The organism is Morganella psychrotolerans, assembly GCF_001676055.1.
In the GTDB taxonomy this organism is placed as follows: Bacteria; Pseudomonadota; Gammaproteobacteria; order Enterobacterales; family Enterobacteriaceae; genus Morganella; species Morganella psychrotolerans_B.
This window is the reverse complement of record NZ_LZEX01000001.1, coordinates 1-22,693: the sequence shown is the minus strand read 5'-3', so window position 1 is coordinate 22,693 and position 22,693 is coordinate 1. Positions and strand designations below refer to the sequence as shown.

The 22,693-nt window shown below is 45.1% G+C and carries 22 protein-coding genes, 1 tRNA gene and 3 pseudogenes; 5 read left to right on the top strand and 21 right to left on the bottom strand.

The window, feature by feature from the left end:
* Positions 1-93: 93 nt before the first annotated feature.
* The 5 genes and pseudogenes from AYY17_RS00120 to AYY17_RS00105 all read right to left on the bottom strand — a co-directional run bounded on the left by AYY17_RS00120 (position 94) and on the right by AYY17_RS00105 (position 2,679).
* On the bottom strand, positions 94-351 hold the full coding sequence (locus AYY17_RS00120; RefSeq protein WP_067420296.1) for a colicin E3-like toxin immunity protein: 258 nt from the start codon (positions 349-351) through the stop codon (positions 94-96).
* A 12-nt stretch (positions 352-363) separates the two neighbouring features.
* Positions 364-447: pseudogene (locus tag AYY17_RS20910) on the bottom strand (colicin E3/pyocin S6 family cytotoxin); the annotation flags it as partial.
* Positions 448-533: 86 nt separating this feature from the next.
* Positions 534-788 carry a colicin E3-like toxin immunity protein gene (locus tag AYY17_RS00115; protein WP_067420294.1) on the bottom strand — a complete coding sequence of 85 codons (255 nt, stop codon included), beginning with the start codon at positions 786-788 and terminating at the stop codon, positions 534-536.
* A 12-nt stretch (positions 789-800) separates the two neighbouring features.
* Positions 801-1,190, bottom strand: a pseudogene (locus AYY17_RS22655) (colicin E3/pyocin S6 family cytotoxin); the annotation flags it as partial.
* A 238-nt stretch (positions 1,191-1,428) separates the two neighbouring features.
* Positions 1,429-2,679 carry a colicin-like bacteriocin tRNase domain-containing protein gene (locus tag AYY17_RS00105; protein WP_067420289.1) on the bottom strand — a complete coding sequence of 417 codons (1,251 nt, stop codon included), beginning with the start codon at positions 2,677-2,679 and terminating at the stop codon, positions 1,429-1,431.
* Positions 2,680-2,997: 318 nt separating this feature from the next.
* On the opposite strand from AYY17_RS00105, the pseudogene AYY17_RS22650 reads away from it, so the two are divergent.
* The 3 genes and pseudogenes from AYY17_RS22650 to AYY17_RS00095 form a co-directional block, all read left to right on the top strand.
* Positions 2,998-3,102 (top strand): annotated as a pseudogene (locus tag AYY17_RS22650) (peptidoglycan DD-metalloendopeptidase family protein); the annotation flags it as partial.
* A gap of 273 nt (positions 3,103-3,375) precedes the next feature.
* The gene (locus AYY17_RS00100; RefSeq protein ID WP_067420287.1) at positions 3,376-3,723 is read left to right on the top strand and encodes a type II toxin-antitoxin system RelE/ParE family toxin; all 348 of its coding nucleotides are present in this window, start codon (positions 3,376-3,378) and stop codon (positions 3,721-3,723) included.
* A gap of 1 nt (position 3,724) precedes the next feature.
* Positions 3,725-4,024, top strand: coding sequence for a helix-turn-helix domain-containing protein (locus AYY17_RS00095; protein ID WP_067420285.1), 300 nt, complete (start codon positions 3,725-3,727; stop codon positions 4,022-4,024).
* 52 nt (positions 4,025-4,076) lie between these two features.
* On the opposite strand, the gene AYY17_RS00090 is transcribed toward AYY17_RS00095, so the two are convergent.
* The 7 genes from AYY17_RS00090 to AYY17_RS00060 form a co-directional block, all read right to left on the bottom strand.
* Positions 4,077-4,949 (bottom strand): dimethyl sulfoxide reductase anchor subunit family protein, encoded by an 873-nt coding sequence (locus tag AYY17_RS00090; RefSeq protein WP_067420283.1) that lies wholly within the window; start codon positions 4,947-4,949, stop codon positions 4,077-4,079.
* Positions 4,946-5,575, bottom strand: coding sequence for a DMSO/selenate family reductase complex B subunit (locus AYY17_RS00085; protein ID WP_067399549.1), 630 nt, complete (start codon positions 5,573-5,575; stop codon positions 4,946-4,948). The genes AYY17_RS00090 and AYY17_RS00085 overlap by 4 nt, the downstream gene beginning before the upstream one ends.
* Positions 5,572-7,971, bottom strand: coding sequence for a DMSO/selenate family reductase complex A subunit (locus AYY17_RS00080; RefSeq protein WP_067420280.1), 2,400 nt, complete (start codon positions 7,969-7,971; stop codon positions 5,572-5,574). The genes AYY17_RS00085 and AYY17_RS00080 overlap by 4 nt, the downstream gene beginning before the upstream one ends.
* A 332-nt stretch (positions 7,972-8,303) precedes the next feature.
* The gene (locus AYY17_RS00075) at positions 8,304-8,792 is read right to left on the bottom strand and encodes a RidA family protein (RefSeq protein WP_067362358.1); all 489 of its coding nucleotides are present in this window, start codon (positions 8,790-8,792) and stop codon (positions 8,304-8,306) included.
* 37 nt (positions 8,793-8,829) lie between these two features.
* Positions 8,830-10,254 (bottom strand): NAD(P)/FAD-dependent oxidoreductase, encoded by a 1,425-nt coding sequence (locus tag AYY17_RS00070; RefSeq protein ID WP_067420278.1) that lies wholly within the window; start codon positions 10,252-10,254, stop codon positions 8,830-8,832.
* Between the two features lie 345 nt (positions 10,255-10,599).
* Positions 10,600-11,064, bottom strand: a complete 465-nt coding sequence (locus tag AYY17_RS00065) for a YaiI/YqxD family protein (RefSeq protein ID WP_067420276.1) — start codon at positions 11,062-11,064, stop codon at positions 10,600-10,602.
* 95 nt (positions 11,065-11,159) lie between these two features.
* A complete protein-coding gene (locus AYY17_RS00060; RefSeq protein ID WP_067420274.1) occupies positions 11,160-11,903 on the bottom strand; it encodes a DUF4184 family protein in 744 nt (247 codons plus the stop codon).
* A gap of 215 nt (positions 11,904-12,118) precedes the next feature.
* Here AYY17_RS00060 and AYY17_RS00055 point away from each other — a divergent pair, with 215 nt between their 5' ends.
* Positions 12,119-13,726 (top strand): ABC-F family ATPase, encoded by a 1,608-nt coding sequence (locus tag AYY17_RS00055; protein ID WP_067420273.1) that lies wholly within the window; start codon positions 12,119-12,121, stop codon positions 13,724-13,726.
* A gap of 225 nt (positions 13,727-13,951) precedes the next feature.
* Here AYY17_RS00055 and AYY17_RS00050 read toward each other — a convergent pair.
* A tRNA-Lys gene (locus AYY17_RS00050) sits at positions 13,952-14,024 on the bottom strand.
* A 446-nt stretch (positions 14,025-14,470) separates the two neighbouring features.
* On the opposite strand from AYY17_RS00050, the gene AYY17_RS00045 reads away from it, so the two are divergent.
* The gene (locus AYY17_RS00045) at positions 14,471-14,926 is read left to right on the top strand and encodes an Lrp/AsnC family transcriptional regulator (RefSeq protein WP_067362324.1); all 456 of its coding nucleotides are present in this window, start codon (positions 14,471-14,473) and stop codon (positions 14,924-14,926) included.
* 95 nt (positions 14,927-15,021) lie between these two features.
* On the opposite strand, the gene AYY17_RS00040 is transcribed toward AYY17_RS00045, so the two are convergent.
* The 8 genes from AYY17_RS00040 to tssI all read right to left on the bottom strand — a co-directional run.
* Positions 15,022-15,291, bottom strand: a complete 270-nt coding sequence (locus tag AYY17_RS00040; RefSeq protein WP_067420271.1) for a PAAR domain-containing protein — start codon at positions 15,289-15,291, stop codon at positions 15,022-15,024.
* Positions 15,292-15,349: 58 nt separating this feature from the next.
* Positions 15,350-16,174 (bottom strand): hypothetical protein, encoded by an 825-nt coding sequence (locus AYY17_RS00035; protein ID WP_067420270.1) that lies wholly within the window; start codon positions 16,172-16,174, stop codon positions 15,350-15,352.
* Positions 16,175-16,430: 256 nt separating this feature from the next.
* Complete coding sequence (locus tag AYY17_RS00030) at positions 16,431-16,700, bottom strand: PAAR domain-containing protein (protein ID WP_067420268.1); 270 nt, start codon at positions 16,698-16,700, stop codon at positions 16,431-16,433.
* Between the two features lie 76 nt (positions 16,701-16,776).
* Entirely contained in the window at positions 16,777-17,757 is a 981-nt protein-coding gene (locus tag AYY17_RS00025) for a hypothetical protein (protein ID WP_156656596.1), read from the bottom strand.
* Between the two features lie 174 nt (positions 17,758-17,931).
* On the bottom strand, positions 17,932-18,201 hold the full coding sequence (locus AYY17_RS00020) for a PAAR domain-containing protein (RefSeq protein WP_067420264.1): 270 nt from the start codon (positions 18,199-18,201) through the stop codon (positions 17,932-17,934).
* A gap of 58 nt (positions 18,202-18,259) precedes the next feature.
* Positions 18,260-19,084 (bottom strand): hypothetical protein, encoded by an 825-nt coding sequence (locus tag AYY17_RS00015; RefSeq protein ID WP_067420262.1) that lies wholly within the window; start codon positions 19,082-19,084, stop codon positions 18,260-18,262.
* A gap of 49 nt (positions 19,085-19,133) precedes the next feature.
* A complete protein-coding gene (locus AYY17_RS00010; RefSeq protein WP_067420260.1) occupies positions 19,134-20,831 on the bottom strand; it encodes a hypothetical protein in 1,698 nt (565 codons plus the stop codon).
* A 99-nt stretch (positions 20,832-20,930) separates the two neighbouring features.
* The coding region (gene tssI, locus AYY17_RS21685) for a type VI secretion system tip protein TssI/VgrG (RefSeq protein ID WP_162271082.1) at positions 20,931-22,693 on the bottom strand (1,763 nt) is incomplete at its 5' end.

The following is a 22,693-nucleotide window of genomic DNA, read 5'->3' as shown; positions in this document are numbered from 1 at the left end:
TGTTAACTATAGTGGTCAAATTATTCATGAATGCCCGCCACCAATCCGTAAGTAACGGGAATTCGCTTTCATTTCATTCCTGGTGGTAATTAATTACCACTTATCTCGGTAATCAAAGGCAATAAAATAATCATATTTATCCTGTTCAATTTTATGAGTTACATGTTTTTGAATAGCATTAGTCCATTCTTTTTTCAGATCAAACTCACCATTATTGATAATATTCTCATTTTGGGGGTTAACTGTTTCTTCAATTAAAAAATCATCATCACCAAAATCTTTTGAATATTCCTCACCAATAAAGTTTTCTGTCTTTTTATCGAACCAATAAACTCTTAGTTTCAATCCCATGATGTTATCTCCTTATAAATATTCTTTGATATTGCGTTTAGGATCGGCAGGCTTAAGTTGATTACCGGTTTTCGGGTCAAAAGCACCTATATGTTGGCCATCACTGTTGTTGTGAGTGAATACCCGTCACTTATCCGTAAGGAACGGGTATTCGCCTTCATTTCATTCCTGATATAAATTAATTACCACGTATCGCGGTAATCAAAGGACACCTGATAGTCGTATTTATCCAACTCGATTTTATGAGCCAGATGCTTCTGAAGATAAGAAACCCATGCCGGAATAACATCGAAACCACCATTATTAATAATATTTTCTTTTGGCTTAACTGTCTGCTCGATAACAGTATCGTCATCGCCAAGATCCTTTGAATACTCTTCACCAATTAGTAGTTCTGTTTTTTTATCAAACCATTCCAGTCTTAATTTCAATCCCATGATGTTATCTCCTTACAGGTATTCTTTGATATTGCGTTTAGGGTCGGCAGGCTTCAGTTGATTACCGGTTTTCGGATCAAATGCTCCGATATGCTGGCCGTCGCTGGCACGGTACCCTTCTAATTCACCGTGCTGTGAGTCCCACTCATAGATTTTACGGCCTTTGCTTCCTATCCAGCGGTCTCGTTTTCCTCCTCCGCCTTGTTTTGGTGTCTTTTTCCGAGTTCCTTTTAAATCACCCAACCCTTTAATTTCTTCAGTTTTCGGTGCCGGATGGTAATCATGACCTTTTTCTTTAACGCCCTGACGTTTTTTGTTCTTAGCTTCCTTAACCTTATCCTCAGCGGCTTTTTTCTTACCTTCTGCTTTATTTCGGCTTTCCATCGCATCCGATAGCGCTTTTTCCAGTAAACCGACTTCGGTAGAGAGCTGATTGATTACAAGGTTAATTTCCCGCTTCTTTTTATCGCGCGCATTTTTTACCATTAACTCTTTGCTCAGGTCTTGTAACTCAGCCTGTTTATTTTTCAGCTCCTGTTGCTTCGCTGCCAGCGGTTTTTCCTTTTCTGTAACCCGGGCGCGGGCTTTGGTCAGTGCAGTATTTGCCGCCGCAAGTTCTTTCTCTGCATCTTCCGGAGTGTTAACCTGATTTAGCTCCTGCTTTTTCAGTTCTGCCAGCGTTTTTTTCATTGAGAATTTTATTCTCTGCAGCATCTGCCAGATCTTTCTGAATATTGCTGAGATCGGCGGTAAGCTGATTGATTACAGTGTTAATTTCCCGTTTCTTTTTATCGCGTGCATTTTTTACCATTAATTCTTTGCTCAGGTCTTGTAATTCAGCCTGTTTATTTCTCAGTTCCTGTTGCTTCGCTGACATCTGCTTTTCTGTGCTGATAATCAGCGTGTTAATATCCGCCAGAACCTTAATCACTCCAACCGAATTATCCGCCACCCACTCTTTTCGCGCCTTTTCCGCCAGTTTTTTCTCTTCTTCCGGTTTGAGTTGTTTTGTGACTGAAACGTAAACCGGCGCATGATCTCTGCCAAAATCCAGAATAGCATGGTGTGAACGCCCCTCATCAGGATGAGATAAATACTGTTTTACGGCAGGTGTACTGTTTGGCATCACCTGAGATTTATCAGGATAGGAACTGACATGGATCCGCACCGGCTTCATACCGGGAACAACCTGCGCAGTATACACATTATGCTTGTTAGTCTTCTGCGCTTTAACAACCGGCACCAGCGTAGATTTTACCGGCGTAATCGTGACCGGCCGGGTTTGGGCCAGTTCATCAATCACCGCCTGTGCCAGTACTCTGGCCGGAACCGTCGTATTTTTAGGAATATCCGCAACCGGTACCGATGTAACCAGTTCTGCTGGTAATGCGGTAACACTGTAAGGATTGTCTTTATCGACCAGGGGATCTTTAAGGTTATATGAAAATTTTGGGTCCGGGGCTATCTGGCCCGGCAACAGACTGCCGACGACGACACCAAGAAGACGTCCGGCGTAAGGAGCCGTCCGGGCAAGAGAATTACCCAAATAGGTATCCAGTCCGATAAATGCCTCACGTACTGCGGCTGTTATGGTCGGCCAGTTCAGTGAAACAGTTAATACACCGCTGACCGGATAAAGTGCGACCGGAATTCCGGCGTGAGCCATATTCACCCGGCTTGCATTTTCCGGAGCATCCCCACGGGAAGAGGATGAACCTCCGCTTCCGTCGCCGCCGCGCCCCCAACCATGATCACCTTTACTACCGCCGCTGTCTGTGTGGTGACTGATATCACCGCGATTATCTGAGCTGGTAGACTTACCATTACCGTGGTCAGTGGTATGGCCACCCAGGTTACTGCCACCATAGCCGCCGCTGTTATTTTTACCCATAGTAAAATCCTTTTTTATTAAAATAATCCATTTAATATACTGTATATTCGCACAGTGAATAGTACTATAGTTCTCGTTAAACAGAATGTCAAAATTGGTTCATGATGTTAATTTTTGCATAGTAATTAGTAAGTTAATAATAAAAATAGGTTGCATGATAACAGCACCGTCATTATGAAAAAACGGCAGTTAAGGTGCGGGAATGAAAAATACGGAGAGAACGAGAAACCACAGAATGGACAGGCATAATCCCTCAATTATAAGGGACTATGCCTTGGTAACTTAACTACGTCACAATAAAGAACGCAAACCGGTCAGAAAATCGCCACGGTCGGGGACACTGACGCCAAACAGCCACTGCTGCACTTTGAAGTCAGAAAAAACGGTAATACCGTAGATCCGTGCCTGTATCTGGCAAAATAATCATTCTGTTGTTTGCATAAACCTCCTTATTTCAGGGAGGTTTTTAGTGTTAACGGTCTTCCCCTGAATATTTGCCTCCCTCAGTCAAAACAACACGGTTGTAAAACATTAGCCGATAACTTTGTAGGATAATTATTTATAATCATATGGTTACTGTCCTAATCCTGTTCTGGCAGGTAAGCTTATTTGTAAATGTGGCCTCAGAATACCGCATTGACATATAAGCTCTAGCTTATTATATTCAATGAACCCATAATTTATGGATGGTGAGTTGTGTGGACAGTAATATTAACGGATTATTTTGATACGTGGTTATCCGGGCAGGACATTCATACCAGAGAAAAAATACTTATATCTCTTGGAAATTTAGAGGTTTATGGTCCGTTATTGGCAAGACCCTATGTGGATACAATTAAAGGATCTCAATACCTGAATATGAAGGAACTGAGAATTCAGCACACCGGCAGAGCCATACGTGCCTTTTTTGCTTTCGACTCCAAGAGACAGGCAATTGTTTTATGTGCAGGCGATAAAAGTAAGGATAAAAAATTTTATCAGACAATGATTCGTATTGCTGACGAACAATTTTCGTCATATCTTGCATCAACAGAAGGAAAATAATATGAAGACATTGCAGGATGTAATTGCAGAACAGAGCCCTGAAAGCCGGGCCCGCATAAAAAAGCTGACTGATGAACTGGTTCTTGAAACCGGATTACAACTTATCAGGGAAGAGCTGAATGTTTCGCAGAAAATGCTGGCTGCTAACCTGGGAATATCTCAGCCCGCGGTCACTCAAATAGAACAACGCGGCAACGATATAAAACTGGCAACACTGAAACGCTATATTGAAGCAATGGGCTGTAAACTTCGCCTGACTATTGAACTTCCGGCCGGTCATGACCGGGTTTTCCGTATCTGACTAACACAGGCATAATCCCTCAATGATAAGGAACTATGCCTTGGTAACTTAACTACTTCACAATAAAAAACGCAAACCGGTTAAGCACCTCACCGGCAAAAATCAGGATTGAACCGGATAAAATAACCGGCAGACCACTGGTCAGTACAGTGTTGCGCATCCGCATCAGGCTGAATCCGAGGAACAAAATTCCGCTGATTGATAATGCACCGGCAATAATCCTCAGTCCGGACGTTGTTGCGTAAGCGGCCAGCGGTGAGTGCGGAAAGGTTATCGCATCACTGTTTTGTGCCGTTTCAGACAACCATTCCAGGAAGAATGGCTGAGCTGCCATCCGTACCGCAACCGCCAGGAAAATCAGACCCAGTGCGGTTGCAACAATCCGTACTGCTGTTGTACCGTCAATAACTGATTTCACCCGAAGCGCGGTTAATCCCAGCGCAATGGCACCGCCTGCGGCAAACACGGCTGCAAAGAACAGAATATAGGTATTCACATGCATCCATGTCATCATCGCGGTACTGAAATACAGGGATGCCATACAGTAAATATCAATCAGTCCGAGCAATCCAATCAGCGCAAGAATACTCCGGTTCATCCGCCCTTTGATCAAAACAAACAGGGTATAAAGACACAGCGCACCCAGATATACGGCAGCAAAAACAATCTCACGGCTCAGCCAGGAAGTGCTGATATGGCGCAGCGCATGAAATGCATTCCACGGATACCCCATGTGCAGTGTCGAAGCGAGCAGCCCGAGACAACCGAGAACTGCGCCGGTCAGCAATACCGGTTTCATGGCAAGGCTTGCCCGCTGATTGCCCAGTGATTTTTCCAGATAACAGAAGAAAAGCGCGGAAAAAATCACAACACCGACTGAGCTTTGTACAAATAACGTAAATGCAACTAACGGCCACTCACTCATGATGTCGCCTCCCCTTTATTCTGCGCCCCTTTGTGTGGTTTTATCACCAGGTTAGGCTGTGTGATGGTAAAGTCAGGCAATCCCTGAACCTGGCTTAAATGCCCGTATTTTTCACGAAGTTCGCGTATTTTACCGAATTTTATGGCATTAAGCGGACAGGTATCAACGCATACCGGATTCTGACCTTCCGCCAGCAAGTCGACACAAAGGTCACATTTGGACATTTGCCCTGTATCTTTATTCATCTGCGGCGCGCCGTAAGGACACGACCAGGCGCAATAGCCGCAGCCGACACATTTGTCCGTATCAACCCGCACAATGCCATCACCCGGACGTTTATGCATCGCGGTGGTCGGGCAGTTTTTAACACAGACCGGATCGTCGCAGTGGTTACAGGAGATAGTCAGCGTGTAGGAAAAAACATTGTTTTCATAACCGCCCTGACCATTGGGTGCAAATCCGCCACCCTGAACTTCATACACACGGCGGAATTTGCGCCCGACTTCCAGATTATTTTTATCTTTACAGGCGACCTGGCAGGCTTTACAGCCGGAACAGCGTGAGGAGTCAATAAAGAACCCGAGCTGTTCATCACTGACCGGTGCGTATTCTTTAAAATCACTCATGCTTTTGTTACCTCAACCAGAACTGTCAGATGCGAGTTACCGTGTGCCAGCGGGGTCATCCGTGTGGATGTCAGCACATTCGGGCAGCCGCCGTGATCAACACCCTTTTCATCCGGATTCCACCAGGCACCAGCCTGCATTCCGACAACGCCCGGGATAATGCGCTGAGTGATAAGCGCGGGGATCTGAGAAATACCGCGCTCATTATAAATACGCACCATATCCCCTTCACTGATCCCGCGTTTTTCTGCATCAATCGGGTTAATCCACAATGTTTGTCCCTGTACTTCCTGCAACCACGGATTAGAAAACTGCGTGGAGTTTGCGCGGTTGCGCCCTTTCCAGGTCAGCATCTGAAGCGGATAGGTGTCCGTCAGTTTATCTTCCGGTCCTTCAATCGCCGGGACATAATGAGACAGCGCCGGAATATCCGGATTCTGCATGTCATACAAACGTTTGGAGAAAATTTCAATTTTGCCGGACGGTGTCGGGAACGGATTATTTTCCGGGTCACGGATATTCGCTTCAAAGGCAACAAACGGCTTATCTTTGAAAAGGTAACGGCGGGTTTTCTGTAACTCCTCAAAGGTCGGGAAATCAGGGCGCTCAGGGAAGCGGGCTTTATTCATCCCGACAAGATACGCAATCCACTCTTTTTCACTGCGCCCTTCTGTCAGCGCTTCTTTTACACCCATTTTATCTGCCACTTCACTTATCCAGTCATAATCAGAACGGCGTTCAAATGCGGGTTCGATGAGTTTTTCAGACAGAATAAAGTAACTGCCGGTGCCCCAGGTATCGCCAATATTCCAGCGCTCCATAAAGCTGGTTTCCGGCAGCAGCAGATCAGCGTATTTGGCGGACGGCGACATATACAGGTCACTGACAACGATAAATTCAACTTTTGATTCATCTGCCAGTAATTTTGCTGCCGCATTCACATCCGGGTTTTGATTAACCAGATAGTTACCCGCCAGCGAAAAGATCATTTTGATATTGGTATCAAGTTTATCAACACCGAGTAACCCGTCTTCCGGGCGCACTTTACCGGCATCTTCAACCGCCTGCATCCAGTTCATAATGGAGATTTGTGCTTTAACCGGGTTTTCGCCGGTATCCGGCCCGTGCATTGACACACGGTTACCGCCGCCGCCGTAACCGGCAGCCCATGCGCCCTCTTTCCCGACATTCCCGGTGATCGCCGCCAGCAGAGTGGAGCCGCGCGCACTGCGCTCACCACAAATGTGGCGTTGTGGTCCCCAGCCCTGAATAAGTGCCGCCGGTTTGGTCATCGCATACTCACGTGCCAGCTGGCGGATTGTATTTGCCGGGACGCGGGTAATTTTTTCTGCCCACTCCGGTGTTTTTTCGGTGCCGTCTTTTTTACCGGTCAGATAAGCGACCAGCGATTCACCTGCCGGAACACCCTCCGGCATATGCTCTTCATCAAAACCGATAACATATTTATCCACAAACGCTTTGTCGTGGAGGTTTTCAGTGACGATGACATACATCATCGCGTCCATCAGGGCATTATCTGTGGTCGGCAACAGTGGGATCCACTGGTCAGCCAGAGACTGCGCGGTATCAGAATAGCGCGGATCAACGACAATAAACTTTGTGCCGTTTTGCTTCATTTTCTGATAGTAATGATTGGAATGCCCGAATACGGTTTCGTTCGGGTTATGTCCCCAGAGGATCACTAACGGCGTATTTGCCAGGGTATCCATCGAGCTGCCGGTTTTGGCAATCCCGTAAGTATAAGGGGTGACTTTGACTGTGTTTCCCAGACTGACGGAGTGATAATACGGCAGATAACCGCCGGTCAGGTTAAACAGTTTCTTCATCATAGTATCGCCGGAGAAAATTCCCCCGGTAACAGCGGTGTTAACTGTCAGAAAGCGGCTGGCTGCGCCATGTTTTTCTGTCAGCCGGGTGACATTTTCGGCGATCATGGTGGTTGCTTCATCCCATGAAATCCGCTCAAACTTCCCTTCGCCGCGCTTGCCGACCCGTTTCATCGGGTATTTCAGCCGATCAGCGTTATAGACAAATTTACGGTAACCGCGCCCGCGGACACACGCCCGCATCACCGGCATGCCCTCATCAAGATCCGCATCCGGGCGGGTGGTTATCCGCGTGACAATGCCCTCTTTCACATGTGCGCGAATATCACATTTCCCGCCGCAGTCAAACGTGCTGCATGTGGCTATCACATCAGCTCCGGCATGCGCGGTCACACTGTCGGCCGAACTCTGCGGCAAACTCTCATCCGCCTGTGCACCGGCGTTACTGCTGATAAACGGCAAGGTAACCAGTGCGGCACCCGCCTGCACAAAGTGACGGCGGCTGACCGGCAATCCATCCGTATTTTCAGGTATTATTTTTGTTGTCATTATAATCTCACATCGCTCTTTAATTACTGACAATCATAAAATGGACTGGTCAGACCTTATTGATTAATATCAAAACCATATAAAAGGTGCGGGATTATTTTGAATACAGGAAGAGTTAACAGGCAGAGTGCCATTTTATAGTGAAAAGCCGACTCGTGTCAGCATATCGTTGTCTCAAAAGGCAGAATAACGCAGTATGTACACGCCGGGGAATAACAGGATTAATTATCTTAATTCAACAGGTTATAACAATTTTATTAGTACAGCGGACAAGTAACGGACTTATACCCCGAAAAGTATAAATCCGTTAATTATGATGCCGCTATATCACCTTACGGGCGTACTGCGGTCACTTCAATCTCTACACGCCATGCAGGGTTGGCTAATTTCGCCACCTGGAAAGTGCTGCGTGCCGGTAATGCATTGCCGGAATCTTTATCGTTATAGAATTTAGAATAACCTGCCATAAAGCCTGCGAAATCCATTGTGCCGTTGGTTTCATCACCGCCGACCAGGAACACCTGCATTTTCACCACATCTTTCATTTCCAGACCTAATTCAGCCAGATGTGCTTTTATTTGTTCCATAACACTGATGGTCTGAGCTTCAGTGTTACCGTAAGACGCCAGAACACCTTCCGGTGCGTCTTTTGAAATTTTAGCCGGGACTTTTCCGCTGAGGAAAATAATGTTTTTGTTGCCGCTGATTTCCACAGATTCAGAGATAGGCATGCCGTTCAGTTTGTGATGAACAACACCTTCAGCTGCATTTGCCGCACCCCATACTAACGGAAGAGCTAACAGTAAACTTTTATAACGCATATTAAGCCTCTTTATAATATTGCAGGTAATTAACTAATTAACTGAAACGTGAAAGACTAAACGGTGCCGGATCAATCACCGGTTTTTTGCCGGTAACAATATCCGCTGTAATTTCGCCGGATGCAGGACCTTCGGTCATGCCCCATACGGTTGCGGTATTGATAACCAGTCCCGGATACTCTTTCACTTCAGAAATAATCGGCAGTTCGTCAAACGTAGGTGCAACAACCGCACCCCAGCGCTCAACCACTTTTGATTGTTCAAATACAGGAAACTCTGCTTTCATGCGGGCGAATACCGCATCCAGATGTTCGCTGTTCTGTGTTGCTGTCGCAATCCGGTGAGTCTCAAACGGCGATACTTCATCCATATTCCAGGAGGTTGCCATTTTAAAGGAGTTAAATAAATCTTCCCCGATGGAGAATTCCAGCGGTAATTCGCCACCGCCCAGCAGATGCAGGAATTTTGGTCCCAGCAGGAAGCTGTCTTTCACCACTGAGCTGGTGAAAATACGCGGCGCTACTGCATAAGTGCCGTCGGCCTGCTCACGGAAATGGATACCGCTTGGTAAATGCACATTGCCGCGTGGCGCACCCGGCACACCGGAAACCCTTTGCTGTGACAAGTACACATTCAGTGTCGGGATATCAATACCCAGATTGCCCATAAACAGACGCGACCAGATCCCCCCGGTCAGTACAACATGAGAGGTTTTGATTGCGCCTTTCTCAGTAACAACATCAGATACTTTACCGCCGGCAGTTTCAATACCGCGAACCGCACAGTGGGTGAAAATTTTAACACCCAGTGTTTTGGCATACTCAGCCAGAACCGGCACGCCTGTTTCCGGATCCACACTGCCGGAATCTTCTTCAAACCCGGCAATCGGCCAGTCTGTTTTTGCACCGGCAAGACGTTGTTTTAATTCATCACCCTTAATAAAACGGGTATTGAGCGGCGCATCAAAGTCAGATGCCCACACTTTGGCAGATTCAACCCACGCCTGTGATTTTTCGAGATCGTCCGCACTTGACGGCACTTCAACGCGGCCCTGAGTCCGGTAACTGGTATCCGCGCCAATTTTTTCATTCATACCGCGCCACAGCATTTTGCCGTAATGGTGCAGCGGGAAAATTTCTTTTGATGTTTTATAGCTGATGATCTGGCTGTAAGCCCGTCCGGACTGTTCACCGGCAATATCTCCTTTTTCCAGGACGGTAACGCTCATGCCCCTTTCAGCCAGGTTAATTGCAGTCATGATGCCCATCATACCGCCGCCGATAATCACAGCATCGGCTTCTTTCGGTAACGCGCCTTCCGTGCCGGTAACTGCTTTTGCACGGGATGTGGTTTCCACAAATTTACCGTCGCGGCGAACCATCGGAACTAATACTGAAGCACCACCTGCCAACACCCCGGCAGCACCAACCCCTAAGATTAACTTTCTGCGTGAGATTTTCATCTAAAGCCTCATCATTTTATTTAATATTTATATGGCAATTCTTTAATAAAGTAGCACGCTAATTATAACAAATATCATTATATTGTTAATGAATATGATGCATTGTTAATAATATCAGTGCTAAATAGAAGCATTATCAGGAATGACCGATATAAAGTATCGGATTTAACGAGGCATTTAGTCAGATCCAGACCAGATCGTCTGCATAAATACGGCAGCAGAATAATTATAACCCATTGTTATTATGATGTTTTAGGTCGGATAGTGAACAAAGAGAGGGAATTATTACTGCCGGGCTACATAATGCAGCCCGGAAAACATTCATATATTAATGACATGGAGGGATCAGGACACAGAGAGGCGTTTTTTGCGCTGTAACAGCCATTTATCCAGTTCATTGGCAAACTGCTGGCGGTCACGCTGATTCATGGTTGCCGGACCGCCGGTCTGAACACCGCTGGCTCGCATAGTGTCCATAAAGTCACGCATGGTCAGGCGCTCCCGGATAGTGGCATTGCTGTAGCGTTCTCCACGCGGGTTGAGCGCTACACCGCCCTTTTCCAGCACTTCGGCTGCCAGCGGAATATCGGCGGTGATCACCAGTTCATCCGGTTGCACCCGGCAGACAATTTCGTTATCAGCGACATCAAACCCTGCGGACACCTGTAATGTTCGCAAAAAGGGTGATGCCGGGACAACCAGGCGCTGGTTGGCAACAAATGTAATCTCTATTTTTTCACGATCTGCTGCCCGGTAGAGTATCTCTTTGATTACTTTCGGACAGGCGTCAGCATCGACCCAGATTGCCATGGTATTTCCTCTGAACAGGTATGTTGCGCTAAGGGCTGCGCTAAAATTTATACCAAGAATACCGGAGTGACATCAAAACGCACAGAATAAAGCCGTCAAACCCGCTTAACTGCATAAAATAGTGCCATCAATACAATAAATCCGAACAAAAACGGTACAGTCAGCGACAATTCATAAAAGACAAAACGATTCACATGAAAACCGTTTGTCCTGTGAGCAAGCCACAATGCAACCGGCAATGCACAAAGGGCTGAAAATACAGCAAGACCCGCCAGGCGAACAAATTTACGGCGGTTTTTCTGTTGCTGCGCGGCATCAAGCCTGCGCTGATAGCGGATATAGACCAGACAAAGATACCCGGCGCCGAGCAGTGAGCCGAGGTGCTGTAACACTTTGTAGACACCAATTTCCTGCCCGTCAGTCATTCCCTGCAATACAGACGCCTGCAGCAGTGACACCGCTCTGACGACAGTGCCGGTTTCATGGGTAAATGCATCCCAGATAATATGAGTGGCAGCACCAATAAACAAAGAAATCAGTAGGATAGCATTGCCGCGCCATGAACGTGTCAGCGGGTCGGTGACAGGAACAGGCAGAATTTTTTTCAGCGGATCAGATAAATAATGAAAAATCAGAATAAGAAGCAGACAAAACGGCAGTCCGGTATAAAACCAGCCGCCGAAATGATGCGCATCATCTGCTGCGCGGTATAACCCGAAAGAATACAGTAAATCGGGCGAAAGACTGCCGGTTATCAGAGCGGGAAGATTCAGCCCGCGTCCGAAACGGGAATGTTTCAGCGGAAAAACAACCGCCGGATGAGAAAATGTCCATGGCATAGCGCTATCCTGAATGAAGTCGGGTATATACCCGCCGGGCTTCTCTTACAGAAAGCCCGGGACAACTTCATCAGAGAATCGGCTGTTTATCAATTTTGTTTTGCATTTTTCCGCACATGCCCCGCCTTTTTTTTTATACACCGGTGAGTTCGCGTTTAATTTGTGGCATAATGCCCGCCGTTTCTTTTTTCAATTTCAACTAATGAGTATTCGTCTTGTTAATCAGCAATAATATCACGATGCAGTTCGGCGCTAAGCCGCTGTTTGAAAACATCTCTGTAAAATTCGGCGGCGGCAATCGCTACGGCTTGATCGGCGCGAACGGCAGTGGTAAATCCACCTTTATGAAAATTCTCGGCGGCGAACTCACTCCGTCCGGCGGGAATGTCTTCCTCGACCCGAATGAGCGCCTGGGTAAACTGAAGCAGGATCAGTTTGCTTATGAAGAATTCAGCGTGCTTGATACTGTGATCATGGGTCACAGTGAGCTGTGGGAAGTCAAACAGGAACGCGACCGCATCTATAATTTGCCGGAAATGAGCGAAGAAGACGGCATGCGTGTGGCGGATCTGGAAGTACAGTTTGCCGAAATGGATGGCTATACAGTCGAATCCCGCGCCGGTGAATTATTGCTGGGTGTGGGTATTCCGCTGGAGCAGCACAGCGGCCCGATGAGCGAAGTCGCTCCGGGCTGGAAACTGCGTGTCTTATTAGCCCAGGCGCTGTTTGCTGACCCGGATATTCTGCTGCTCGATGAGCCGACGAATAACCTGGATATCGATACTATCCGCTGGCTTGAGCAGACGCTGAATGCCCGTAACAGTACCATGATCATTATTTCCCATGACCGTCACTTCCTCAATATGGTGTGTACACACATGGCGGATCTGGATTACGGCAGCCTGAATGTGCATCCGGGTAACTATGATGAATATATGTTTGCCGCCACACAATCCCGTGAGCGTCTGTTAGCGGATAACGCGAAGAAAAAAGCACAGATCAATGAATTGCAGTCATTTGTCAGCCGTTTCAGTGCAAATGCCTCCAAATCACGCCAGGCAACCTCCCGCGCTAAGCAGATAGATAAAATTCAGCTGGCAGAAATAAAAGCCTCCAGCCGCCAGAATCCGTTTATCCGTTTTGATCAGGACAAAAAACTGTTCCGTAATGCGCTGGAAGTAGAAAACCTGACCAAAGGGTATGATAACAACCCGCCATTGTTCAAAAACATCAATATGATGGTTGAAGTGGGTGAAAAAATCGCCGTTCTGGGTATGAATGGTGTCGGTAAAACCACACTGATGAAAACTCTTGTCGGCGAACTGACACCGGATGCAGGCCGCTACAAATGGTCTGAAAATGCGGCTATCGGTTATTACGGGCAGGATCACGGGACTGATTTTGATGTCAATATGACGGTTTTCGACTGGATGAGTCTGTGGATGCAGGCCGGTGATGATGAGCAATCTGTCCGCGGTGTGCTCGGGCGTCTGCTGTTCTCCCAGGATGATATCAAGAAACCGGTTCAGGTTCTGTCAGGAGGCGAAAAAGGCCGGATGTTATTCGGTAAGCTGATGATGACCAAGCCGAACATTCTTATTATGGATGAGCCGACTAACCACCTCGACATGGAATCCATTGAATCTCTGAATATGGCGCTTGATTTATATCAGGGAACATTAGTCTTTGTTTCCCATGACCGTGAGTTCGTCAGTTCTCTGGCTACCCGCATCATCGAAATCACCCCGGAAAAAGTTATCGACTTCACCGGAACTTATGATGAATACCTGCGCAGCCAGGGCATTGAATCATCCGCAAGCTGATACACTGACCACCTTCAATGATAAAACACCCGATGATATCCACCGGGTGTTTTATCGTTTAACGGCAAACTAAGCGTTTCGACACGCAAGAGATTCACCCCGCACTCAATCCTCTGACTGACAATGCCCGGCAAATTGATATGATTTTTAGCAGTTGCATCCCGGCTACGTCCCGCATGGAACATGCCTGATGACGCGGAACAGGTAACATCTTATTTTTATTGATGGGCTGTGGGGGGTTCGAACCCCCGACCAATGGATTAAGAGTCCAGTGCTCTGCCAACTGAGCTAACAGCCCGTGAGTAATAAAATACACCTGTGGATCATGAGGTTCAACTACTTTATACCCTTATTCATTCAAACTGCAGGTTCGTTGGCAGCATGAAGCCAGCCGGGTCACATACTAATGTATGCTCCCCGTCTGTCTTCCCTTGCCGCCTTCCTGCATCTTGAATGACGTTGGCTATATACCCTTATACATGCAAAATGCAGGGCATTATAATCATCCGCACAGTTAGCCATTCTCAGAATAAGAAAAACCCCGTTTCAGAGCCATGAAACGGGGTTTTTTATTTAGTCAGACCCGGCGGGGGCTTGTTGCCGGGTCATTCTGACACTTTTTAAAATCCGTTTCCGTATACCTCTTTCCTTCACCGGAAACTGATAGGAAGAATATCGTTAATCGGATAGAATGTGCTTGCTAATCAGCACCTGATTTACCTTATTTTTGGAAGGAAATTGCCAATGGACAGCTTTGACAGGAAGATCCTTTCTGAATTACAACTTGATGGACGATTAACTGTCACTGAGCTGGCAGATCGCGTCGGCCTGAGTCTTTCGCCCTGCCACCGCAGACTGAAAGCGCTGGAACAATCCGGGGCAATTTGTGATTACCGCGCACAGCTTGACCCGCGGGTACTGGGGCTGAATTTTTCAGCACTGGTTTTTGTAACCATGAAAGACGGTAATCAGGAAAGCATGCGCAAATTTGAAGAAGCGGTTGTTGATGTTCCGTACATTATTGAAGCTAAAAGGCTATTTGGTGATCCGGACTATATGCTGACAATTGTGGTAAAAGATATTGATGCATTCCAGCGCCTGTATGACAGTAAGCTCTCTGCAATGCCGGGTGTCCAGCGCCTGACATCCACACTGGTGATGAAGAATGTTATTCAGTTGCGGGAACTGCCGTTGCTGTAAGCACAAAAAAGCCGGGCGCGGTTTTTACCAAACGACAAAAAGGGTTTACGCGCCTGATAATCCGCTGATGAAACCGTATATAACAGCTAACCTGACTAACCAACATTAACTGTTGAATCACCAACCAATATCCCTCCGCAGCTAATTTTATCGCCACTTCTTGCCGCCGGTTTGCCATCCACAAAAACACTCACAGAACTGGTAATAATATTCCGGCTATGATTACCGTGAGGCGCCAGGCTATCGCCCAGACGCGCAATACCTTTATTATCTGCTTTTACGGTATGGGAGCCGGATATCACGTTAGTCGGTTTATGGCTGCCATGACCGGTACCGGTGTCACCTATAAGAATTACAGAGGGCATATGTTTCCTTATTTAATAAATAAGCCATTATCTTACATAAAATAATGGCTTTTTTATTTTAATGAACAACCGTTACCTTACCATCAATGATAGAAAGGTACGGGTTATAGACAAAATTATCGCCGTCTTTATTCTCCAGCTCGATAGGTGATACCCGATCATAACCGACTTCATAGCGAAATATTCTGCCGTTTTTATACGTATGTAACTCATACTCATCCCAGTTAACCGGAACCGTTTTATAGCCATTATCAAAGTAGCGCTGAAAATCCATGGAATCCCACATCATATCCGGCGTTCCGCCCTGCGTGGTTGCTAACATCTCCCATGCCCCGCCGGTCATTTTCCGTATTTTCGCCAGGTCTTGCCGTCTGAACGCATTGTGAAGTTCTTCATAAAACGCTTTGATCTTGGGGATATCCTGCTCAGTGACCGGTGTGGCTGTGGTCCAGTTCCAGTCAGGCAAACCATCAGCCCGGAATTTTTTTGTCACCTCCATTGAACCACTTTCAAAGCGCCGGTCTGTAACACCACACTTCACAATGGATTTATCATCCGGGGTAACAGGAACAATCTGCTTATCATGATTGACCAGTAATGCCGCCGTTATTACCGGCTCTGATTTGTTACCAGGATATAATTTCTCCACAGTGACTTTACAGGCCATGTCGGTTGTTAATCCGGAGCCGTCCTGGCTGAACGGTTCATCTACCATTGCCATGGTGATGGTGTTTTCCCCGTTTTCCAGTAATCCGCTGATGGTCTGTCCGGCAAACATCGTGCCAGTAGATGAATCACCACTATCCATAATTAATATACCATTCACTTTCACCAGGCAAAATGCCGCACTGGAATTAAAAGATGCTGAGTAGTTTGTTTTCATTACTTTACCTGCATTCGCATAACCGGATATTATTAAAATAAAAATTAACTTAGTCGCCAAAGTTGATAATATGTGTTGAATCCGCTTTCTTAAGTTTTGGGATAACAACCCATTTATCGTTTTTTTATTTTGAGGTAATTTTTGTACTGCCACGCTTAATTCCTCTTTTATTAGTATTATCTTCAGCTAGTTAGATAAAATGAATGCCAGCGATTATGCCAGGATGGCTATTACTGTAAAACAGAGTCAGAGTCAGCTAACCAACATTAACCGTTGAGCCACCGATCAAGATGCCGCCACAATTAACTTTATCACCGCTTCTTGCCGCTGGTTTTCCGTCAACAAAAACACTCGCAGAACTGGTAATAATATTCCGGCTATGATTACCGTGAGGCGCCAGGCTATCGCCCAGACGCGCAATACCTTTATTATCTGCTTTTACGGTATGGGAGCCGGATATCACGTTAGTCGGTTTATGGCTGCCATGACCGGTACCGGTATCACCGATAAGAATTACAGAGGGCATCTCTTTTTCCTGTTAAATCATTGAAATACCAAATTTAAATGCACCATCAAAAAATAAAAACAGTGCATTTATAACATCAGATAACCGGTATATATTTCCCGTTCACCAATGAAAATATCGGGGAAAAAAAGTATGAGGATTTATTTCCTCTTTCGTTTACATAACTTATACCCACCGGTGAAAACCGTAATGTTTCTTTATAAACCATCCGGACCATTTTCCCGTTATTCATCGGAATGATATAAAAATTATCCCAGTCTATCGTTTTCATCTCAACATGCTTTTCATCATAAATGGTATTGTACCGCTGAGAGTCAAGGATTTTTTCAACTGTACTTTGTGTTGTTATCGCCCAACTTTCAGCTGCAGGGGTATGAAGTTTTCTCACTTTCTTAATATCTTTGTTTTTTAACGCCAGCCATAGTTCGCTGTAGGCCTCTTTCAGCAGGACAATTTGTTCCGGACTGCCGGTATACGGCTCTGAATACCCCCATTGCCAGTCAGGAAGACCGGAAACCGTAAAGGACTTAGTAAACTGATAAAGGGTCATATTATCCGGGTACCCCCGCTTATCGATATCAGCAGATATGGCTTTATTTTTGGTAACACGCTCTGTCGGGTGAGAAGTTGTTTTATTAAACACCACTGTATTGTCCGGCACATTATTCAGGTACGCGGTCGGTATTCCCTGTTCATTAATTTTTATCTCCAGTGTGGCAATATTCAGTACCTGGTCATTATCATAGTCAACCAGTGTCATCTCCGCTTTACAATATGCCGCCGGATTAAAGGTCTCTTTATTCTCAATCTCTGCGGCATTTTTTGAAAACCAGTCCAGCGCCCCCACTTCCACCGTTAATTCATTCTCACCATTGCTCATGACGATGTAGGAATTTGTGCTGGTCGTGCCGGCACCTTCCCCTCTCATTGCACTTGCCCGGTTGTCATACCCCGGAACCCCGTTTGTTTTGACCTCACAAAAAAGGTATTTGGAATCAATGGAGGTTCTTATTTCAATATTGCGTTCTTTTGCCTGTGCTGTAAATATCCCAGTCATAACGAATAATAACGCTATGAAGTTATTTTTTATAATCATATTTTCATTCCGTATAACATATTAAATAAGTCAGTTCCTGAATAAAGCCAGATATAAAAACAAATAATAACAGAGGTAAAATAAATATCGGCGGCCATGCCGGAAGAGCTGCGCTGTAACACATCTTCGACCAGGCTAGCCGACATTAACCGTTGAGCCACCGACCAATATACTGCCACAATTAATTTTATCTCCGCTTCTTGCCGCTGGTTTGCCGTCAACAAAAACACTCGCGGAACTGGTAATAATATTCCGGCTATGATTACCGTGAGGCGCCAGGCTATCGCCCAGACACGCAATACCTTTATTATCTGCTTTTACGGTATGGGAGCCGGATATCACGTTAGTCGGTTTATGGCTGCCATGACCGGTACCGGTATCACCGATAAGAATTCCAGAGGACATACAGTTCCTTATTTAATAAATGAGCCATTATCTTACATAAAATAATGGCTTTTTTATTTTAATGAACAACCGTTACCTTACCATCAATGATAGAAAGGTACGGATTGTAGACAAAACGGCGGTCTTCTTTATTCTCCAGTCTGATAGGTGATCCTCGTGAATAACCTACTTCATAGCGAAAGATTCGGTCATTTTTATACGCATGTAATTCGTATTTATCCCAGTTAACAGGAGTGGCCTTATAACCATTATCAAAATAGCGCTGAAAATCCATGGAATTCCACATCATATCGGGTGTTCCTCCCTGGATGGTAGCTAACATATTCCATGCCCCGCCGGTCATTTTTCTTATTTTGACTAAATCTTTTTGTCTGAACGCATCCTGAAGCTCTTCATAAAATGCTTTAATTTTTGGTATATCGTTCTCCGTTACCGGTGAGGCTGTTGTCCAGTTCCATTCCGGCAGGCCATCGACCAAGAATTTTTTTGTAACTTCTATTGAGCCATCTTCAAAACGACGATCTGTAACACCAAACTTCACAATCGATTTATCATCCGGGTTATCAGGCTTGATGTTTTTATCATCATTGACGATTAATGTCACAGTTTTAATGACTTCCGATTTATTTCCGGGATATAGCTTTTCAACTACCGCTGTACAGGCCATATCCGTCGTTAATTCTGTATTTTGTTGGCGATAAGGCTTATTCAGCATTGTAACCGTAATCGTATTTTCACCGTTTTCCAGTAACCCACTGATGGTCTGTCCGGCAAACATCGTGCCAGTAGATGAACTACTGCTGTCCATAATTAAGATGTCGTTGACTTTCACCAAGCAAAATGCCGCACTGGAATTAAAAGATGCTGAGTAGTTTGTTTTCATTACTTTACCTGCATTCGCATAACCGGATATTATTAAAATAAAAATTAACTTAGTCGCCAAAGTTGATAATGTGTGTTGAATCCGCTTTCTTAAGTTTTGGGATAATAACCCACTTTTCCGGTTTTGATTTTGGAGTAATTGTTGTATTTTCACTATTCATACCTTCATCATTAGGTGTATCATTAGCCACTCCGACCGAATATCCCGTAGTTACCTCTGCGGATAACCCGTCGTGATAATAAATAGCCCTCAAGCCTTTCTTTCCGTTATTTTCCTCGTCGAGTTCAAAGTAAAATTTCGCAGACATCGCCGCTTCGGCATTGAAAAAACCACTGATACCATTCCAGCGGGCACCGCTCTCAAGACTGGCCGTGCCGATGACTTTCACATTAAACCCGAGAACCGGACTGACATATCCCCAGTCACCGGTATCATCCGTTTTGAAGGAAAAGGTGAACTTAGAAGCCAGCTCCAGAACAATATTGATTTTTGCTAATAAAAATGCACCATCCTCCCCTTTTTTTACTTTTTTTTCATCAGCGGCCAGGACTTCCCTGGCTTTTGTAACGCCATACCGGGCAGGAAATAAGGAAATAAAACTCTGCAGTAAATCAAGTTGGATCTTGAGACCAATCATCGGGTCGAGCCCGACATCACATGTTAGTCTGGAGATTAATTTTTTTTCTTTACTCAAAACCAGGTCGTTTTTACCTTTTACACTCATTTCCGGCTTGATAAGTTCAAAACTCAGAATAGGGAACGCATCGTTTTCCTTATCGCTTTTTGAAACTGAACTCACAAAAAAATTGATTAAATCATTGGTTTTCTTTAGTAAATTAAAATCACCGACATTCTGCTGATACGATTGTGTTAATTCGTATTCTGTTTTCAGAGATACTTCACTTGTACCTATTTTGGATATCAGTTCTCCTGATATATTTACTGCTGTTTTTTGTATGTACTGACCTGTTGTAATATCACTTTCTTCCTGCTTGTTACTGAATTTTATTTTTAAATTGGCTTCAACCGAGCGATTAATTGCAATGATGAATTTTGCACTACAAAGCTGTCGCACTCCCTGTTTAAATAAAACGTCTTTAAAGGTATCTACCGGATTTATCAGCTTACTGGCGTAAGATAATACCGGGTAAATAATTTTTTCCGGCGACTCTGCTATCTCTTCTTTATTTAATTCAAACCATTTTTTATACTGTTGAAAATCATACGGTGCAATTGAATAAAATGGCTGGCCGTTACACTCTGTTAATATAAGTCTGTATCTCTGCTGATAACAACCATTATCTGAAAATACTTTTGTATCCAGCAAGTCAAAGAGGTCATCTATCGGGGATATTTCGTTTTCAAGGTCTTCATATTTTTTCAGGTAGGCCAGTCTTCCTTTATAAGCATTGGCATTATCAAAATTAATGATTGGACCGGAAAAATTTTCGGCATAAACTTTACCGACAGGACAGTTGTGGTTTCTGGATATACATTTTTTTGCCGTTGCTGTAAATTCAACCGGAACACTCATCTCTTCACGATGTTTATCGTCAAAAATATTAGCTCCGTTTGATAAATCAATCAGATGAAAAAATTTCACATTAAAATTTTCATCCTGCCTGTATATTTTTTCTTCTTCCTTGAATTTTATTTTTGCTTCCAGCGTACAGGCCGGAGGAATTTTACATGTCTGACAAGCACCAGTAGTAGCATTTGCAGTTTTATTTTTGTTAGTGAGTGGCATATTATTTTCCTGTTAAATAAAATAGTAAACTACTGGTTATATATATCAGGTAAGGCACCAAAAAATGATATCAATAATTTGCAAATTTTATAATTTCCTTCACCTTCCGATACTGATAAAAAAACGCAACCACTCAGATGGTATTTCATTGTAATTTTTTATTCTGCAAAATGACAGTGCATAGCAAAAATACAGGTAAGACTCCATATCTGAAACAGATAGCTTTTTGAAAAGAACAATAATATCCAGTGACAGTTTATGATACCTGTCAAGCCCGGAGGATGATAATCCCGTTAATGATTTTTCATAATTGAATCTGTCATTTCTTAATGTTTTATTCATTATATCAATTATAGATAATTTAGAATTCCTGTTATCACTGTTTGCCTCATTCATTAAAAAATAAACAGCCATTTTTTCTGCCTGCTTTTGGTCAAATACCTTATCTATTTCGTCATACTCTTTTGATGAGAATTTCAAAAACATCCCGCTCATATTCGCCTGTTCAGGGTACTGTTTCCGCTGTTCTTTAAACCGGTCTGATTTCTCATTACCCCACAGGGTGGTTTCCAGTTTTGTCACCGGTCCCAGAAAAGTATGTAAACGCCAGTTATCAAAGGTCGCTAAAATTTCCCAGATATTCCTCGGATCATAAAACCGCCAGAATACCGGTTTTTCCTGATCAGGGATCACGACCATGGTGAATTTACGCAGATGATGCCGGAGCTCGCGCATACTTGCCGTTGCATAGATATAAATCCCCCACGGCGTTTGTCGTGCATCCAGCCATTTTCTGACCTCCTCCGTGACTTCAACCAGATAAGGCGCCAGTTCGGCAATATCCGGTTGCAGAGGCTCACTGTACAAACAACACGCCGGTGGATTGTATTTATCCAGCAATGAAAAAACATCCGGCTCGCAAGCCGCATCAATAACGGCGTAACAGGTTTCTGACTTAGCATTATCGGTTTCCTCCTGTGTTTCTTTCATCGGGCAATGCGCCACAAAAGCCGCCCCGCTGCTGGCGGCGGCTTTCAGTACGGCGGGGTTTGTTGCCTGCAAAATATCACCGGGGCTGCCGCCGGAATTCAGATTAATCACCGGACCTTTAATATCAATGCCGCCGCCGTGGACGACAATAAAGCTGCCGCCGACTTTCAGGGTGATTTTCCCCTTACTTTGCAGGGTGATATCACCGCTTGCATCGGTACTGACTGCGCCCTGAATACGTTCGACAAGATCACCCGCCAGGATCTGATGATGGTCGCCCTCAATCTGCGCCTGATAGTTGCCGGTCGTTTTGTGTGCCTGGTGGCCTTCGACAGTGAGAGTCCGGTTATTGGCAACCACTAATTCATCGTCGTGACCAATGCTGGTCGTGCGATCATAATTAATGCGTTCTCCCCGGGAATTCAGCACATTTATTGCCAGATTTTTCTGCGCATGAAGATAAATTTCCTCTTGCCCGCCTGAATCCTCAAAGCGCAGTTCATTGAATCCGTCCCCTTTATGGGTTTTCGTGCGAAACGTGGTGCGGGTTTTTTCTTTCGGCAGATTCAGCGGCGGGCGGTTGCGTCCGTTATAAGTGCAGCCGGTGATGATCGGTCGGTCGATATCGCCGTTAAGATAAGACACGATCACTTCCTGCCCGATACGCGGGATCGACATAAAACCGAATCCGTCCCCGTTCCAGCCCTGAGCGACACGCAACCAGCAGGAGCCGCTGTGATCAGGGTTTCCCCGGCGATCCCAGTGAAAATAGACTTTTACCGCGCCCTGTTCATTGGTGTAAATTTCTTCCCCCGGCGGTCCGACAACGGTTGCCAGTTCGTCGCCGTCTGCCTGCGGTCTGAAACGGGATA